The organism is Paenibacillus sp. A3 (assembly GCF_001399685.1).
In the GTDB taxonomy this organism is placed as follows: Bacteria; Bacillota; Bacilli; order Paenibacillales; family NBRC-103111; genus Paenibacillus_G.
Genome location: NZ_JTHN01000041.1, coordinates 19,421 through 35,210, shown reverse-complemented (window position 1 = coordinate 35,210; position 15,790 = coordinate 19,421). Strand labels below are relative to the sequence as shown.

The 15,790-nt window shown below is 56.9% G+C and carries 13 protein-coding genes; 10 read left to right on the top strand and 3 right to left on the bottom strand.

Features of this window, described 5'->3' with window-relative positions:
- Positions 1–126: 126 nt before the first annotated feature.
- Genes QJ48_RS05940 through QJ48_RS05930 form a run of 3 tightly spaced genes read right to left on the bottom strand, consistent with a single transcriptional unit; the run spans position 127 to position 3,885 of the window.
- On the bottom strand, positions 127–1,473 hold the full coding sequence (locus QJ48_RS05940) for a response regulator (RefSeq protein ID WP_054972725.1): 1,347 nt from the start codon (positions 1,471–1,473) through the stop codon (positions 127–129).
- Positions 1,448–2,902 (bottom strand): sensor histidine kinase, encoded by a 1,455-nt coding sequence (locus QJ48_RS05935; RefSeq protein ID WP_054972724.1) that lies wholly within the window; start codon positions 2,900–2,902, stop codon positions 1,448–1,450. The genes QJ48_RS05940 and QJ48_RS05935 overlap by 26 nt, the downstream gene beginning before the upstream one ends.
- Positions 2,899–3,885, bottom strand: a complete 987-nt coding sequence (locus QJ48_RS05930) for a substrate-binding domain-containing protein (protein ID WP_054972723.1) — start codon at positions 3,883–3,885, stop codon at positions 2,899–2,901. The genes QJ48_RS05935 and QJ48_RS05930 overlap by 4 nt, the downstream gene beginning before the upstream one ends.
- A 286-nt stretch (positions 3,886–4,171) precedes the next feature.
- Between QJ48_RS05930 and QJ48_RS38550 the strand changes: the two genes are divergently transcribed.
- The 10 genes from QJ48_RS38550 (at position 4,172) to QJ48_RS05885 (ending at position 15,769) form a co-directional block, all read left to right on the top strand.
- Positions 4,172–4,258: a putative holin-like toxin gene (locus QJ48_RS38550; RefSeq protein ID WP_220388992.1), complete on the top strand. Its 87-nt coding sequence runs from the start codon at positions 4,172–4,174 to the stop codon at positions 4,256–4,258.
- 221 nt (positions 4,259–4,479) lie between these two features.
- Complete coding sequence (locus QJ48_RS05925; protein ID WP_054972722.1) at positions 4,480–5,712, top strand: serine hydrolase domain-containing protein; 1,233 nt, start codon at positions 4,480–4,482, stop codon at positions 5,710–5,712.
- A gap of 1 nt (position 5,713) precedes the next feature.
- Positions 5,714–6,334, top strand: coding sequence for a TetR/AcrR family transcriptional regulator (locus QJ48_RS05920; protein WP_054972721.1), 621 nt, complete (start codon positions 5,714–5,716; stop codon positions 6,332–6,334).
- A complete protein-coding gene (locus QJ48_RS05915) occupies positions 6,331–7,194 on the top strand; it encodes an alpha/beta fold hydrolase (RefSeq protein ID WP_054972720.1) in 864 nt (287 codons plus the stop codon). The genes QJ48_RS05920 and QJ48_RS05915 overlap by 4 nt, the downstream gene beginning before the upstream one ends.
- Positions 7,195–7,264: 70 nt before the next feature.
- Complete coding sequence (locus tag QJ48_RS05910) at positions 7,265–8,785, top strand: hypothetical protein (protein ID WP_054972719.1); 1,521 nt, start codon at positions 7,265–7,267, stop codon at positions 8,783–8,785.
- A 262-nt stretch (positions 8,786–9,047) separates the two neighbouring features.
- Positions 9,048–11,093 (top strand): methyl-accepting chemotaxis protein, encoded by a 2,046-nt coding sequence (locus QJ48_RS05905; protein ID WP_054972718.1) that lies wholly within the window; start codon positions 9,048–9,050, stop codon positions 11,091–11,093.
- 345 nt (positions 11,094–11,438) lie between these two features.
- A complete protein-coding gene (locus tag QJ48_RS05900) occupies positions 11,439–12,842 on the top strand; it encodes a sugar ABC transporter substrate-binding protein (RefSeq protein WP_054972717.1) in 1,404 nt (467 codons plus the stop codon).
- A gap of 99 nt (positions 12,843–12,941) precedes the next feature.
- The gene (locus tag QJ48_RS05895) at positions 12,942–13,850 is read left to right on the top strand and encodes a carbohydrate ABC transporter permease (RefSeq protein ID WP_162238442.1); all 909 of its coding nucleotides are present in this window, start codon (positions 12,942–12,944) and stop codon (positions 13,848–13,850) included.
- A complete protein-coding gene (locus tag QJ48_RS05890) occupies positions 13,847–14,662 on the top strand; it encodes a carbohydrate ABC transporter permease (protein ID WP_054972715.1) in 816 nt (271 codons plus the stop codon). Before QJ48_RS05895 ends, QJ48_RS05890 begins: the two co-directional genes overlap by 4 nt.
- A gap of 54 nt (positions 14,663–14,716) precedes the next feature.
- Positions 14,717–15,769, top strand: coding sequence for an NAD(P)-dependent alcohol dehydrogenase (locus QJ48_RS05885; RefSeq protein ID WP_054972714.1), 1,053 nt, complete (start codon positions 14,717–14,719; stop codon positions 15,767–15,769).
- Positions 15,770–15,790 lie beyond the last annotated feature (21 nt).

Below are 15,790 nucleotides of genomic sequence, written 5' to 3'. Positions count from 1 at the left end.
TTTCCGCATTTAATTCGGAAATCCCTTGCTTCCTAAGCTGCCTGGCGCAGGCTAGCATTTTCTTGTTCTCCGAACGCAAAAAAGTCCATGTCTTCTTAAGAGAGCATGGACATCCGCATGATTCGTTTATTTCGTTTGGCCCCGGTAGTCGGTCGGCGTCACGCCGGTTACTTTTTTGAATACGCGGCTGAAGTAGTTCGGGTCTTTATAACCTACCTCGAAGCAAACTTCCTTCAGGCTTAAATCCGTTGAGGCCATCAGTTCCTTGGCTCTGCCGATCCGCAGGTTCGTGACAAAGTCGATAAACGTTTCGCCCACCTGCTGCTTGAAAATTTTGCTGAAGTAGTGGGGATTCAGGTGGACGTAATCCGCCACTTCCTCCAGAGATAGCTCTTCGGCAAACCGCTCTTGAATATAGCTTTTGGCTTTGTCGAGGACGGTGACCGTCTGCCGCTCGCGCTCTTCCCGAATGCGCTGCAGCGCCGAGATTACGTACGACTGCCGCGCCGTTTCTCTGTGGGCGGACCTTGCTTCGGGCTCTTGGAGCACACCCGCCTTGTCTTCTTTCAGCTCGTCGAAAAGGCATACTTTGCCGCTCTGCTCGAAATAGGTGGAGGCAAAAACAGCCTCGAAATACGAGGTGCGCAGCCCTGTTGCTTCCTTACGGACCGACCCGATGCCGATCGATACCGCCAATTCAAGCTGCCGCTGGGTTAATTCGCACAGCTTTTCTCCGCACCGCCTGATTTTGTCCTTCCATGCGGCATCCGAAGCTTCTTCCGGCTTCTTGCGCACGAAAATCGCCATATGGCGGTCGATCAGCGAACTTACGATGCAAGGCTCCCCCTGCGCCTTGACAAAGCTGCGGATGAGGTCGTAGATTTTCTTCTTCTCTGGTATGAAAGCCAGCTCCGGAAAAGCAACGACCATCGCGCAGCCCTGATCGAGGGGGAAGCCAAGCCATTCGGATAGTTGCCCGGCGCCGGCGTCCAGCACTTGGTCGACCATGAACATTAGGGCCAGCTCGTTTTCCATCAAAGGGAGCTGCTGAGACATTTTGTCCCGGAGCTCCAATTCTTCCGCCCGCTTGCGCTTCTCCCTTTCCAGTTCATCCACGAGCTGCTGCAGCATACGGACGACTTGTTCCCGCTTCGCCGGCTTGACAATATACTCCTTTACGCCAAGCGACAAGGCTTCCTTGGCATAGGCAAAATAGTCGTAGGCCGTAACCACGACCAGCTTCGCATCGGGCAGCCGCTCCTTGATTTCACGCAAAGCGGCCAAGCCTTGAATCCCGGGCATATTGACATCCATCAAAATAATGTGCGGACGATGCTCCTCCGCCAGCTCAATGGCTCTCCGTCCGTTCTCGGCATGAACGACCCGGAACGTATCCGGCATCGCGCGCCGGATGATCCATTCCAGCCCTTCGCGCTCCAACGCTTCGTCATCTGCGATCATCAACCGGTACATGCGCCGCCTCGCCCTCCTTTCCGCGGGGAATCCGGATCGTCACCGTCGTTCCTTCCCCCGGTTCACTGTCGATGTCCACCAGATCGCTGCGCCCGAAAAACAGCTGCAGCCGCTTGAACACGTTGCGCGTTCCGAGCCCGGTGGATTCCTTTTTTGCTGTATCTTGCCCGGGGCTTGCGCCTATGTTGTCCTCAAGCCTCAGCAGGGCTTGCCGGACGTCCTCGCTCATGCCGCGGCCGTTGTCCGAGACCGTCAGACGCACGTGCTCCGGCTCGCTGCGGACCGTCAGGCGGATCACAGCGCCATGCTCCATCCGTTCGATGCCGTGCACGAACGCATTCTCCACGATCGGCTGAAGCGTCAGCGCCGGGACGGGCTCCTGCAGCGCGGTCTCGTCGATGTCCGTCTCGAACCGGAAACGGTCGCGGAAGCGGGCCTGCTGGATCGTCACGTACTCCCGGACGTGCTCCAGCTCTTCACGCAGCGTCACCGGCCGGTCCAGCTTGCGCAGATTGTAGCGCAGCAGGTTCGACATCGACACGATCAGGTCGCTAGTCCGCTCCGCGCCTTCCAGCAGCGCCAGCTTGGAAAGCGCATTGAGCGTATTGAAAAGAAAGTGTGGATGAATCTGGCTTTGCAGCGCCTGAAGCTCCAGCTCTTTCACCAGCCGGCCCATTTCCAGCCGTTCCTTGTCCTTCTCGATCAGCAGCTTGAGGTCGGCCAGCATCCGTTTGAAGGCATCGGATAAAATGCCCAGCTCGTCCTCCGAACGCAGCGGCGGAGGCTCCGGATTCAGGTTCCCCCGGGAAATTTGCCCGGCCATCTCGACCAGCCTGTTGACTGGTCCGGTAACGCTGCGGGAGATCCAGACCGCGACCACGACGCTGAGCAGCGTATTGACGACGAATACGGCTGCGGCTAGCCGGTTCATGCGGTCGTTTTCCGCCTGGATTTGCTTGTAAACCGGCTGGTACGAGCTCAGCTCCAGATCGACGAGATGCTGTTCTTCCTCGCGGATAAAGCGGGTCGTCGTCTCCGCTTCCTCGTAACGGGCCGGGGCGGCGCCGGGCAGAGTGGCGAGCGCCTGCTCCATCTGCGTATCGAGCAGATGGAGGTAGCCGGTCAGCTCCGACGTATGGGGAGACGCGCCGTTTTGCCCGCCAAGAGCAGCCCGCAGCTCCAGCAGCTTGGCCCGCTCCCGGTCGAGCTCCGCTTTCCGGTCTTCGCCCGGATTCAGCAGATACGCATAGAGCGTCTTGAGGTGATCCTCCGCCGCCTGGGCGGACTGCTTGTACAGCAGAATCCGGTTCATCATCAGATCGTAGCTCTGCTGCACGACTTTTCCGCTCTGAAATAAAAAGAACGTGACCGAGTTGACGAGCAGCACGAGCAGAGGAATAAACAGCAGCAGCTTTGTGCGGATCGTCATGGGCAGCTTCCCCCGATCCCCAAGGCGCTGCGGTCGAGCACGGACGTATCGGTATAGTGCTGCGGCTGCGGCGTTTTTCCTTGGAAATAATCGTGCAGCAGCGCAACGGCATCGTAGCCCATTTGCCGCGGCTGCTGGACGATCGTAGCGGCAAGCCTACATCGCCGGATGCCTTCTGTCGTTTCCGGCAGGTCGTCGAACGCAAAAATGCGCAGCCCCTGCGGCCGGACGCGCCCCGCGGCTTCCAGCATGCCCGGGCCGTCCAAGGCGCTGAATCCGGCAAGATAGCCGATCTGCGGGTACCCGCTCAGCATGGCAGCCGCTTGTTCGGCCGCTTGCAGGCGCGAAATGTTCGACGAGCGGACCTCGGCGATCTCCAGCTTCGGATACCGGCCGATTACCGACCGGAAGCCTTCGAGCCGCAGTCGTTGGTTGGGCGCTTCGCTGCCGATCAGGACGCCGATGGTTCCCGAGCCTCCCGATGCCTGCGCCACAAGCTCGCCCATCCGTTTTCCGGCTTCGGTATTGTCCGTGCCGACATAAGCCAAACGCCGGCTTTCCGGCTCGTCCGTATCGACGGCGATCACGGGAATGCCGCGCTCGGCCGCTTTGTCGATCAGTCCCCGGTACTGCGGGTCGCCGATGCCCTGAAGCAGAATCGCATCGGCTTTGGCTGCGATCGCTTTTTCCAGCAGCCTGGACTGTTCGGCCGGGTTGATGCGGAACGGGCCGGTATAGTCCAGCTCCATGCCGTATTGCCGGGCCGCCTCGCGCGCCCCCTGCTCGATAGACCGCCAATACGGATTATCCAGCTCCTGAGGGATGAGGACGATATGGCGGGGGCGGTCTCCATCCTGAGAACCGGACTCAAGCGGCCGGACCAGCTCCCTTATGCGCAGCGTAGAGAATACAAATTGCAGCAGCAAGCAGGCAAAGACGGTAAAGAGGAGAAGAAGTCCCAGGTTCCATTTTCGGTTTGACATGCGGACGCTCCTTTATTCCGCGATAAAATATAGGCTCATTATACGTGACGGCTTCCCGGGAGTAAACGTAGGACTACCCGGAATTTGCAAGCTCGTTCATTCCCGAAGGTTCGTCAAGCTTGCGCCTAGTATTCCCTGACAAGCCAACATTCGCTAGCGAAAAATGTTGAAACAAAAAGTTCAAAAATAGTTCTTAATGTTCTACCAATTTTAACCATTTTGGGCTAAATTTAAATTACAACTTGTAAGATGGTGGAGCAGCTCTTCGAAAGGAGGAGGCTGTTAAATGGATTTATTTCAGGCTCTTTCTGTTCTCTTCGCGTTCGGAATGTTTATAATTACATTGTTGGGTTATATTGAAAAGAGGAAATAATCCGCTTGGTTCTTGTTTTGGTGTGAAACCATACTGACTGAGAAACATCCGCCAATTACAAGTTGATTAATGAGTTGGATCATTCGATCTGACTCATCTTTTTTGATAAAAGATATAAATTCTTGGTCGAATAGGCTTCGGTTAGAAGCTTTTTTTATTGCAATTTATATGACTATAAATTATTATTTAGTCATATAAATTAGATAAGAGGCGAAGTCACCATGATACAATCAAAAGAGAAAGCCGCCCTCGTCGGCGGAACGGTTAAGCGGGGCTTCGAGGGCGTAAAAGAGGCGTTTGTCCGCATTTTCGAGCGGCTTGGGGAAACCGGCGCCGCGTGCGCCGTCTATTGGCGAGGCGAGAAGGTGGTTGACCTGTGGGGAGGATACGCGGACCCGGCACGGCGGATTCCGTGGGAGGAGCATACGCTGGTTCCCGTGTTTTCCAGCACGAAAGGATTCGCGGCGCTGTGTGCCGCCGTGGCTCATTCGCGGGGTTGGTTCGGTTACGACGACCCGGTAGCGCAATATTGGCCGGAATTCGGGAAACACGGGAAGGAGCGGATCACGATCCGGCAGCTGCTGTCCCACCAGGCCGGCTTGTGCGCGTTGGACGGGCTGGAGCTTCGCCGGTACGCCGATTTGGATACGGCGAACGTCGCAGGCCGGCTGGCGGAGATGAAGCCGGAATGGGAGCCGGGCTCGGCGCACGGCTATCATACATGGACGATCGGCTGGTTTATCGGCGAGCTGCTGAGGCGGGCCGATCCGCGGGGGCGAAGCCTCGGGCAGCTGCTGCAGGAGGAAATCTGCGCGCCGCTGCAAGCGGAATTTTACATTGGATTGCCGGACGAGGTGCCGGATTCGAGACTCGCCAAGGTGCGGGGAATTGATAGTCCCCTAGACTTATTGTTTCATCTTCATGAAATCCCGATGGCGCTGTTTGCCGGATTTTTGAATCCGAGATCGCTCACCTCCCGCAGCATGGTAGACCGCAAAAGGCTGGTGGCCAACGCGAACTTCAACGACCGGGACATGCTGTCAATCGAGTTCCCATCAGGCAACGGAATCGGGGAGGCCCGGGCTATGGCGCGGATTTACGGCGAATTCGCCACGGGCGGCAAGAAGCTCGGGCTGGCTCCGACTACGATGCAGGAGCTGTGCCGGCCTGCGGAGCCGCCTGCCTCCGGCTGGTTCGACCGGGTGAACCGGGTCGACCTCGGTTACTCGCTCGGGCTGTGGAAGCCGATCCCTAAACGCATGTTTGGCAGCAGCCTGCATGCGTTCGGGCACCCCGGGGCCGGAGGCTCGTTTTGCTTCGCGGATCCCGATCTTGGGATTGGATACGCCTATGTTTTGAACCGGATCGGCGGCTACATGGACCGCAATCCGCGGGAGAATGCCGTGCGCCGCGCGGTATACGACTGTCTGAAATCAATGGGGGAGGAAGACTAAGATGCCGAAATTTCGCAAAGAGGAAAAAGAAGCGATCCGCGAATGCTTGTTGTCCAAAGGAAAGGAGCTGTTCGTCCAGTACGGCTTGAAGAAGACGAGCCTGGACGATATCGTGGCCGCTTGCGGCATCGCGAAGGGCTCGTTCTACAGCTTTTTTGATACCAAAGAGGAGCTGTACTTCGAAATCGCCAAGCGGGAGGAAAGCTTCAAAGACCGGCTGCTGGCGGATATGATGTCCTCGGAGCTTCCGCCTAAAGTCCTGCTCCACGAGCTGTTCCGGACAAGCTTCGAGACGATTGATGCGAATCCGTTCCTGCAACGGGTATTCCGGCAGGACGAATGGGAGCAGCTTGTCCGGAAGCTGCCGCAGGAAACGCTGCAGCAGCATGCGGAGGAGGATACCCGCGCCGCGCAGCGGCTCTTCGAGAAATGGCAGGGCCAAGGGGCTATGCTTCCTCTGGAGCACGAGGTTGTGGCCGGGCTGCTTCGGGCGGTCGTCTTCGTCTCGCTGCACAAAGCCGAGCTCGGGGATGTCTACGAGCGGGTGGTGGAGCTGCTGATCCGCTTCGTCGTCAACGGACTGACGTCTTCGGATGGCGATGGAACGAGAGAAGGCCAATGAATCGGCGTGTGGACATTTGCCGTTTTGAAGACCAGCTACTGGAATACTCGGTTATAGGAGAGGGCGAGCCGATTCTTGTGATGCACGGCGGGCATTCCAACTGTTACGAGGAATTCGGCTACGAGGCCTTGATCCGTCAGGGGCACTGCTTGATTACCCCGTCCCGTGCGGGGTACGGCGGCACCTCCAAGGAGCTCGGATCGAGCTTGACCCGAGCCTGCCGGGCGTACAATGCGTTGCTGGACCGGCTGCAGCTTGGCAAGGTGCATCTGCTGGCCGTTTCGGCCGGCGGCCCGAGCGGCATCCGCTTTGCTTCGCTGTACCCGGACCGTGTCCGCACATTCACGCTGCAATGCGCGGTCACGAAGGTTTGGCTGACTCCGCAGGACAAGGAATACCGCGTAGCACGACTGCTGTTCCGCCCTCCTGCGGAAAAGGCGGTCTGGAAGCTGCTTGGCCGCATGAATAACCGGTTTCCGCGTTTCCTTCTCAGGCAGATGGCGCCTTCGTTCAGCACCCTGACCCGGAGCGAAATCGTCGCCAAGACCGGCGATGGGGATTGGGAAGCGTTCCGTCGGATGAACAACCGGCAGCGTTCGGGTCACGGTTTTTTCATCGATTTGTCCCAGACCGGGGACATCGTCCCGTCGGAGCTTGAACAGGTGCGACGTCCGGCCCTTGTACTGCACAGCAAAAACGACCGTCTCGTCCCGTTGGAGCACGCATTTCACGCGCATCGCCATCTTCCACAATCGGAGCTTCGCCTGTTGGATACGTGGGGCCATTTGATTTGGCTCGGGAAGGGAGCGGAGGAGACGGATGAGGCGATGCTGGCTTTTTTGCGCGGTAATCGGATATAGGCGGGGGCCGTGCTTGCTTAAGCAACCATTTGCGCGACTTTGCGTCTAATGGTTAAAAGGAGGGGGCTCCATGAACTGGAAAAAGTCTTTGGCTTGGTTGGCGCTTTGCTCGTTACTGCTTCTTTGTTTCCCCGCGGCGACCCAAGCGGCTGCCGGAGGCAAGAAAGTGCGGCTTCCCGATTTTCCCGTGCTCATCAACGGACAAACGCTAGATAATTCGAAGCTGAAATACCCTTTTTTCGTGTACAAGGACATTACTTATTTGCCGCTCACCTGGGAATATACCCGGGCGCTCGCCGTCGCTCTGTCCTTCGATCAGGAGAAAGGGCTGCAGCTCGGCATGGGGGGAGGGCAAGTAAGCGGACGCTTTATCGGATGGAAAAAGGAAGCGTTCCGCCCCGACTTGTCCGGGTCCAATCCGCGGAATCGCGCATATACGGCGACCATGCCCGATTTCCCAGTGACGATTGGCAACAGCTATATCGATAACGGGAGCGAGCCGTATCCTTTGCTCGAATGGAACGACGTCACTTATTTGCCGTTGACTTGGAAATACGCTCACGATGCGCTGGGGCTGGAGCTCATTTGGGACGATACCAAGGGACTGAACGTCATCGGCGGACAGCAGCAGGTGCTCGGGGAGATTTACTATGACGATACGGATTACTTGTATGTGTACCCCGAGCTTATTACGGAACCGGGCCGAGTCGGCCTGAAAGTAAAAAAGTCGTTGGAAGAGACGCCGGTATGGATGACCGAAAAGGAAACGGAGGAGCTGCGAAAGCGCGTCGAAGAGCTGGAGGGGAAGACCGCGGGCGAACCAGCTTCTTTGGAGACGAAGGATGATGGTCTGTATTATCAAGGGCTGCGGCTCATGACCAAGGAGCAGATGACGGTAAGTCCGGGAGAAGCGGGTATGGCGTATATCAGGGAACTGAAGGGGGCGCGTTTTGAGCTGCCTTCCGGCATAACGCTGGTGTCCGTTGAAAAAATCACGGCTTACAACATTGGACGTTCATTATATGAATATCGTACGTTCCTCATTCTTGGAAAAGAGATATCGGAAATCATGGAGCTGCAGCAACCTCTGGATCGGATCATTGCAAATGACGACGGGAGCTTCTGGCTAGTATCAAATGGAATGCCTACGCATGGTCGGATTATGACCGGCACCCAACGGCTCGCGCTGCTGGACGCCAAGGGTAACGTCCGTCTGGCGAACGAAGTGCTGAGCGAATCGGAAATTGTGGTGCCCGGCGTATCGACTCCGGGACTGAAAGATCTGTTGACGGAAGATGGAGAGCTGCTGATTTACCGCAGCGGCATAAGCAATGACGGGAAATTTACACCGAAAGATACGCAAGGGTATTATTGGTTGGACACCGGCTTCAACGTTTCTAAAGCGGACACCCTGGATGCGCTGGCCAAGGAAGAGAATTCCCAGGACCGCCCGAACCTGAATAGAGGGGGCTTCTACATGGGGAGCGACCGCAAATTTTACCTCCTGCGCACGAAGAACAACACGATATTCAACTTTTCGGATAACAAAACGGGCAGATGGTATGATTATGAGTTCCTTGCCACGCAGTAAATAGCATGACGTTGGAGTTGATGCATATCGATGCGGTTCGAAGAAAGTATTTTATGGCGGATTAGGAAGATGCATAAGAATTTAAGCGCTCATGACCATTCTAGCCCCAGTCTCACAATCCGGACTGGGGCTTTTTGCATTCATCGCCCGGAAAAGATTAATGGCGTGTAAACTTACGGGATTCAGAGGATTTTGGCGAAAAATGTCGAATTATATTTTAGTATAGTCCTCTAAATTTTGCGTCCAAAAGGGAGCTGCCTTCATGAGACTTCGAAGCGTCAAAGCCAAAACGTTCCTCTTGTTTATGCCCGCTGTGCTTGTTTTGTTTGCTGCCGTCCTAGTCGCCGCTTATGTTTATGCCAAAGGGATCATTCTCGACCAGAGCCGGTATGGCATGAACGAGCAATTGAAGAGCATCTCGAACGATATCGATACCCGGCTCGTTGCGCATACGAGGCTGCCGGAGATGATCGCCCATTCGGTCGAGGATACCTATACGAAGCTCACGCTTCAGGATTACCAGTCCGTGACAAAGGGCGGGCTGCAAGTGAACGCGGAAACGTTCGGTCTCGGGATTTATTTCGAAGCCGGCGCTTATAACGCGAAAACAAAATATTTCTCCACGTATGCCTTTCGGGATAAAGATGGCATCAAATCGACGGAAGACTACAACGATCCCAATTACGATTATTTGAGCCAAAACTGGTACAAAGCCGCCGTCAATCAAAAGGCTGCCGTTTATACCGACCCGTACTTTGACGAAGTTACAAAGGTGTCTATGGTGACCGCGTCGGCTCCCATCTATAATGCCGGGAAACAGTTTATCGGCGTGGCGACGGGCGATATCGACCTGTCCACGCTGCAGAAGACCGTGGCGGACATGAAGGTCGGAGCTACGGGCTGGGCGTTACTTATACATAAGGACGGCACTTATTTAGCCGGCCCGGATCAGGATAAAGTCATGAAATCCAAGCTCCAGCAGGACTCCGATTCCGTATTAGCCGGTTTAGGTCAAGAGCTGCTGCAAAACAAAAACGGGAACACGACGTACGCAGGCGCAAAAGGCGTGAACCACGTGTTCTACAAAGAAATTCCGAGGACGCAGTGGATTCTTGCGGTCGTGATGCCGGACAAGGAATTGACGGAGCCGCTTACGCAGCTGCTGTTCAAGCTCTGTCTGATCGGAGTAGCCGGGATTCTGCTGATCGCGGTGGTCATTCTGGTCTACAGCCGCGGGATTACCGTCCAAATCGCCAAGCTGAACAAGCTGTCCGAGAAGCTGGCGGCCGGGGATTTCACGCATCACATTGCAGTCACGAGCCGGGATGAATTCGGACAAATGTCGGAGCACTTCAACCGGACAACCGGCGAGCTTAGACAAATGCTGAATAAGGTGTCCGAACATACGCTGCATGCCGCTTCCACCTCCGAGCAGCTGTCCGCCAGCGCCGAGCAGACCAGCAAAGTGGCGGAGAACATTTCTGTGACGATTCAGGAGGTCGCGATGGGCGCCGATGTGCAGCTTCGGGGAGCGGAGGAAACCGTCCGGGCGATGGATGAGCTGACGCTTGGGATTCAGCGCATTGCCGAGTCGTCTTCCTTAGTCCGCGATTCCTCGGAGGAAACGACGGCGAAAGCTTCCGAGGGCAACGAGAAAATTCAGGAAGCAGTAGCCGGGATGAATCAGGTGAACGAGAACGCCAAGCAGACGGCCGACATCATCCGGCAGCTCAACGCGCGTTCCCGGGAAATCGGCAAAATTATGGAAGTGATCACCGGGATCAGCAACCAGACCAATCTTCTTTCACTGAACGCGGGGATTGAAGCGGCCAGGGCCGGGGAGCACGGCAAAGGGTTTGCCGTGGTGGCCCACGAGATCCGCAAGCTGTCCGAGCAAACGAAGCAATCCGCCGAGCAGGTCGGACAACTGATCGACCAAATCCGGAGCTTCGCTGCGGAGGCCTCCGCCTCGGTGGAAACGGGCGCCGTAGAGATGGAGCGGGGGACCCGCTTGGTCGGTCAAGCGGGCGAGGCGTTCCAGGCCATTCTGCACCACATTCATGCGATGGACGATCAAATCCAGGAGGTTTCCGCCGCTTCCCAGCAAATGTCCGCCAGCTCCGAGCAGGTGAACGCAACGACGCAGGAGCTGTCCCGGATCGCGCGGGAGGCTGCGGCCAATGCGCAGCATGTGGCCGCTTCCAGCGAGGAGCAGCTCGCGGCGATGGAGGAAATCGCCGCCTCTTCCGAATCGCTGACGCTCATGGTCGAGGAGCTTCGGGAGCTGATGTCACGGTTTAAGGTGTGATCCTGCGGTTGGGCTTGCCGGGAAATTGCTCAATTGGGGGAACAGATGGTACGAGGGAGCAGGGTATCCACTTCGAGTCCCTGCTCTTCCCCGCAAAGTGAAGTGAATCAAGGAAGCGAAGCCCTAAGCCTGCGCCGATAACCTAGCGGTGCAGGCTTTTTTTTGTCCTTAAATCCCGCATTATTTAATCCTGGCATCAATGAAATGGCGTCAAACTTCCGTATGATGTTATATACATCACGTTTTTGCCCCCCTTATAATAGCTTCAAGGGATCGAAAAATTAAAATTTGTCATGATTGCCCTAGGCAGTCTCCGTGAGAGGTCCCTAACCAGAACAGGGGGTAATGATCTTGAAGAAATGGACAACATCGCTCGGACTGCTTTCTTTGTCCGCGTTGGTAACGCTTACGGCATGCGGGACGCCGTCGTCCCCGGGAAAAGATGGCAAGGATGCCGCGACCGGCGAAGCGGCTGCGGACGGCGGCAAGAAGACGCTGACGATCGCGACGGTGAACAACCCTGATATGGCCATCATGCAAAAGCTGGCCAAAGACTACGAGAAAGAAACCGGGACCACGGTGAAATTTTCGGTGCTGCCGGAAAACGATCTCCGCAAGCAGGTGACGGTCGACGTCTCCATGGGCGGGGGCAAATACGATATTGTGACAATCGGCAACTACGACGCGGCGATCTGGGCCAAAAACAAATGGATCGAGCCGCTCACATCCTACTTCGACAGCATGCCTGCCGATGCGAAAGCGAAATACGACTTGGATGATATTTTTCCGGCAGTCCGCGACGGCTTGACTTACGACAAACAATTGTATGCGCTTCCTTTTTACGGCGAAAGCAGCATGCTCTATTACAACAAGGACATGCTGGCCAAAGCCGGCGTGACGATGCCGGAGCATCCGACCTGGGAGCAGGTGGCGGAGATTGCCAAAAAGGTAAAGGCAGCGAACAACGTGCCGGGCATCGTGCTGCGGGGGCTTCCGGGCTGGGGCGAGGTGCTTGCGCCGCTCAACTCGATCATCCATGCGTTCGGCGGCTCATGGTACGACATGAACTGGAACGCGAAGCTGAACAGCCCGGAAACGGTCAAAGCGGTGAAGTTTTACGCGGATCTGTTGAAGGAAGCGGGACAGCCCGGAGCGACGACGACCGGATTTACGGAAGCGCTCACGCTGATGTCCACGGGAAAAGCAGCCATGTGGTATGACGCGACGGTCGCGGCCGGATTTTTGAACAATCCGAAAAACTCCCAGGTCGTGGGCAAAATCGGCTATGTGAAAGCGCCTTCGGCAGCCAAGGACAACACCGGCTGGCTGTGGTCCTGGAACCTGGCGATCGAAGCGGCGAGCAAAAACAAAGCGGAAGCGTTCAAGTTCATGACCTGGGCGACAAGCAAGGAATACATCGCCAAAGTCGGGGAAAGCGAAGGCTGGGTCGTCGCGCCTCCGGGCACGCGCAAGTCGACGTACGAGAATCCGAAGTACAAGGAAGCGGCGCCGTTTGCCGACATCGTGATGCAGTCGATGCTGTCCGCGGACTACAAGAAGCCGGCCAAAGATCCGGTCCCGTACCAAGGCATTCAATTCGTGTCCATTCCGGAGTTCCAGCAGCTCGGCACGGAGGTCAGCCAAGACATTGCCTCCGCGCTGACCGGCAGCATCAGCGTCGAGGACGCAATGAAGAAGGCGCAGGAAAAAGCGGAAAAAGTCGCCGTCAGCGGCGGATACAAGAAATAAACCCATCCGGCGAAAGGGAGCGGCCGATCCGTTCCCTTTTGCCGCACTACTTCACGCGAGGAGAGGCGAATGAACACGGTAGAATGGAGTAAAACCGATATGAAACCTTATACCGCGAAGGCCAAACGGACGGACGATACGTCCGCCGCGGCAAAAGGGCTATTGTGGCCGGGCATCGCTTTTGTCGCTTTAATTACGCAAATTCCTTTTCTCGTCACCCTGTATTTGAGCGTCCATCAGTGGAACCTGATGCGGCCGGATCAAGGCATTACGTTTGCGGGGCTTTCCAATTTCGTTGCGATTTTGGGCGAAGCGGCCTTCTGGGAAGTGTTGAAAAATACGTTTTTGCTGACGATTCTTTGCTTGGCGTTATGTCTGGTCGGCGGCATGGGGCTGGCGCTGCTGCTGAACCGCGATTTTTTTGGCAAGGGGATTATCCGTACGCTGTTTGTTTCGCCCTTCTTCATCATGCCCGCCGTGTCCGGCATCGTATGGAAGACGGTCATTTTAAATCCGAATTTCGGCTTTAGCGCATATTTGGCTGCGAAGCTGGGCCTGCCTCCGGTCGATTGGCTCGGACAGTATCCGCTGGAAACGATTATTTTCGTCGTCGCCTGGCAGTGGATTCCGTTCTTCATGCTGGTGCTGCTTGCCGGATTGCAGTCGGTTTCCCCCGATTTGATGGAAGCCTCCGTCCTGGACGGCGCCAACCGGATTCAGCAATTTTTCCATGTGACCATTCCTCATCTGATGAGATATATAGAGGTGGCTTTGCTGCTCGGCTTGATCTTTATTATGGGAACGTTCGGCGAAATTTACGTGACGACGGCGGGTGGCCCCGGTTACGCGTCGACGAACCTGCCTTTCTATCTGTACCGGATCGGGTTCCAGGGCTGGGATATCGGCGGCGCTTCGGCGGTCGGCGTCATGATCGTGATCCTGATGACGGTGTTTATGACCGTGCTGTTTAAGTTCATGCGCAGAACGTTTGGAGGGGAATTGTCATGAGACGACCGCTGTCTATGCTGCTGACGGCCGGAACGTATGTGCTTGCGCTGATCTATTTTTCCCCCGTGCTGTGGCTGCTGATCACCGGCTTCAAGCAGGAGGGGGACGCGGTGGCGATGCCGCCGTCGCTCGTGTTCCAGCCGACCTTGGACAATTACCGCTTGATCTGGGATTCGGGGGCAGGCTCGTTCATGGGGCATTCCGCCACCGTCTCGATCGTCTCTACGATCTTTGCGCTTGCGTTCGGCGTGCCGGCTGCGTATGCGCTCGCCATGTTCAAGATCAAGAAGGCGGACGACATTTTGTTCTGGTTCATCTCGACCAAAATGCTTCCGGCGGTCGGCGTCATCATTCCGCTTTATCTCGTATTCAAGCAGCTGCATTTGCTGGATTCGTTAACGGCGCTGATCGTGCTGTACACGGCGATGAACGTGCCGCTGGTCGTCTGGATGATGCGCTCGTTCTTCAAGGATATCCCTTACGAGACGATTGAGGCGTACCAGGTGGACGGGGCGACCGGCCTGCAGGGCTTTTTCAAGATTACGCTGCCGCTGGTCCGGCCGGGGATCATCTCGACGTCGCTGCTGTGTCTCGTCTTCGTCTGGAACGAGTTTTTCTTCGGCGTCAGCTTGACCTCCACGGATGCAGCCACCATGCCGGTCTATATGTCGTCGTTCATGACGCAGGAAGGGCTGTTTTGGGCCAAAATGTCGTCCGTCGCCACGCTGGCCGTTCTTCCTGCGCTGGTGCTGGGCTGGTTTACCCAGCGGCAGCTTGTCCGCGGCTTGACGATGGGCGCGGTGAAAGGCTAGGAGCCAGACTGGAAGAGATATAAAAATTTCCAAATTCGGAAGAGGGAGAACCCTATGCAAAAGCAAATGATGAAAGCGGCGGTGCTGGACCGCCCGTTATCGATTGAAGTCAGGGACGTGCCGGTGCCCGAGCCGCGTCCGGACGAAGCGCTGGTGAAGGTCCATTGCATCGGAATTTGCGGCTCGGACGTGCATTATTACGAGCATGGCCGGATCGGCCGGTACGAGGTCAAGCAGCCGATCATCCTCGGGCACGAGGTGGCCGGCACGGTGGTGAAGGTCGGCAGCGCGGTGACGAATGTCGCGGTCGGCGACCGGGTCGCCGTGGAGCCGGGCGTGACGTGCGGCCGGTGCGATTACTGCAAGTCGGGCCGGTATAACCTGTGCCCGGACGTCGTCTTCATGGCGACGCCGCCCGTGGACGGGGCTTGGGCGGACTACGTCGCGGTGCGCAGCGATTTCCTGTTCAAGCTGCCGGAGGCGATGAGCTTCGAGGAAGGAGCGCTGCTGGAGCCGCTATCGGTTGGCATCCACGCGATGACCCGGGGCCGCGTCAAGCCGTCCGACCGCGTGCTCGTGACCGGACTCGGGCCGATCGGCCTGCTGGCGCTGGAAGCGGCCAAGCTGTTCGGCGTGACCGAAATTTACGGCAGCGACGTGATGGAAAGCCGCCGGGCGCTGGCGCTGGAGATGGGCGCAGCCGGGGTGCTGGACCCGTCGGGAGCGCCGGTGAAGGAGCAGCTCGACCGCTTAACAGGAGGCGAGGGCGTCGATGTCATCGTCGAAACGTCCGGCAGCGCCCGAGCGATCGCCGATACGATCGGGTTGGCGAAGCGGGGCGGGCGGATTGTCCTGGTCGGACTGCCGACGAGCGATGCCATTCCGCTGGATATCCCGGCTCTGGTCGATGCGGAGCTGGACGTGTACGGCGTGTTCCGCTATGCGAATACGTACCCGGCGGCGATTCAATTGCTCAGCCGCCGCGAGCACGGCATCGCCAAGACGATTACGCACCGGTTTCCGCTTAGCCGGATCCGGGAAGCGGTGGAAACCGCGCGGACGCAGAAGGACACGAGCATCAAAATCATGATCTACCCGAATGAATGAAGAAATGGAACCGAATGGGGG

Coding starts and splice junctions, on each gene's coding strand:
- QJ48_RS05920 (WP_054972721.1), top strand. CDS start 5,714: ATGCCGAAATTTCGCAAAGAGGAAAAAGAAGCGATCCGCGAATGCTTG.
- QJ48_RS05905 (WP_054972718.1), top strand. CDS start 9,048: ATGAGACTTCGAAGCGTCAAAGCCAAAACGTTCCTCTTGTTTATGCCC.
- QJ48_RS05935 (WP_054972724.1), bottom strand. CDS start 2,902: ATGACGATCCGCACAAAGCTGCTGCTGTTTATTCCTCTGCTCGTGCTG.
- QJ48_RS05890 (WP_054972715.1), top strand. CDS start 13,847: ATGAGACGACCGCTGTCTATGCTGCTGACGGCCGGAACGTATGTGCTT.
- QJ48_RS05925 (WP_054972722.1), top strand. CDS start 4,480: ATGATACAATCAAAAGAGAAAGCCGCCCTCGTCGGCGGAACGGTTAAG.
- QJ48_RS05900 (WP_054972717.1), top strand. CDS start 11,439: ATGATCTTGAAGAAATGGACAACATCGCTCGGACTGCTTTCTTTGTCC.
- QJ48_RS05915 (WP_054972720.1), top strand. CDS start 6,331: ATGAATCGGCGTGTGGACATTTGCCGTTTTGAAGACCAGCTACTGGAA.
- QJ48_RS05895 (WP_162238442.1), top strand. CDS start 12,942: ATGAAACCTTATACCGCGAAGGCCAAACGGACGGACGATACGTCCGCC.
- QJ48_RS38550 (WP_220388992.1), top strand. CDS start 4,172: ATGGATTTATTTCAGGCTCTTTCTGTTCTCTTCGCGTTCGGAATGTTT.
- QJ48_RS05940 (WP_054972725.1), bottom strand. CDS start 1,473: ATGTACCGGTTGATGATCGCAGATGACGAAGCGTTGGAGCGCGAAGGG.
- QJ48_RS05910 (WP_054972719.1), top strand. CDS start 7,265: ATGAACTGGAAAAAGTCTTTGGCTTGGTTGGCGCTTTGCTCGTTACTG.
- QJ48_RS05930 (WP_054972723.1), bottom strand. CDS start 3,885: ATGTCAAACCGAAAATGGAACCTGGGACTTCTTCTCCTCTTTACCGTC.
- QJ48_RS05885 (WP_054972714.1), top strand. CDS start 14,717: ATGCAAAAGCAAATGATGAAAGCGGCGGTGCTGGACCGCCCGTTATCG.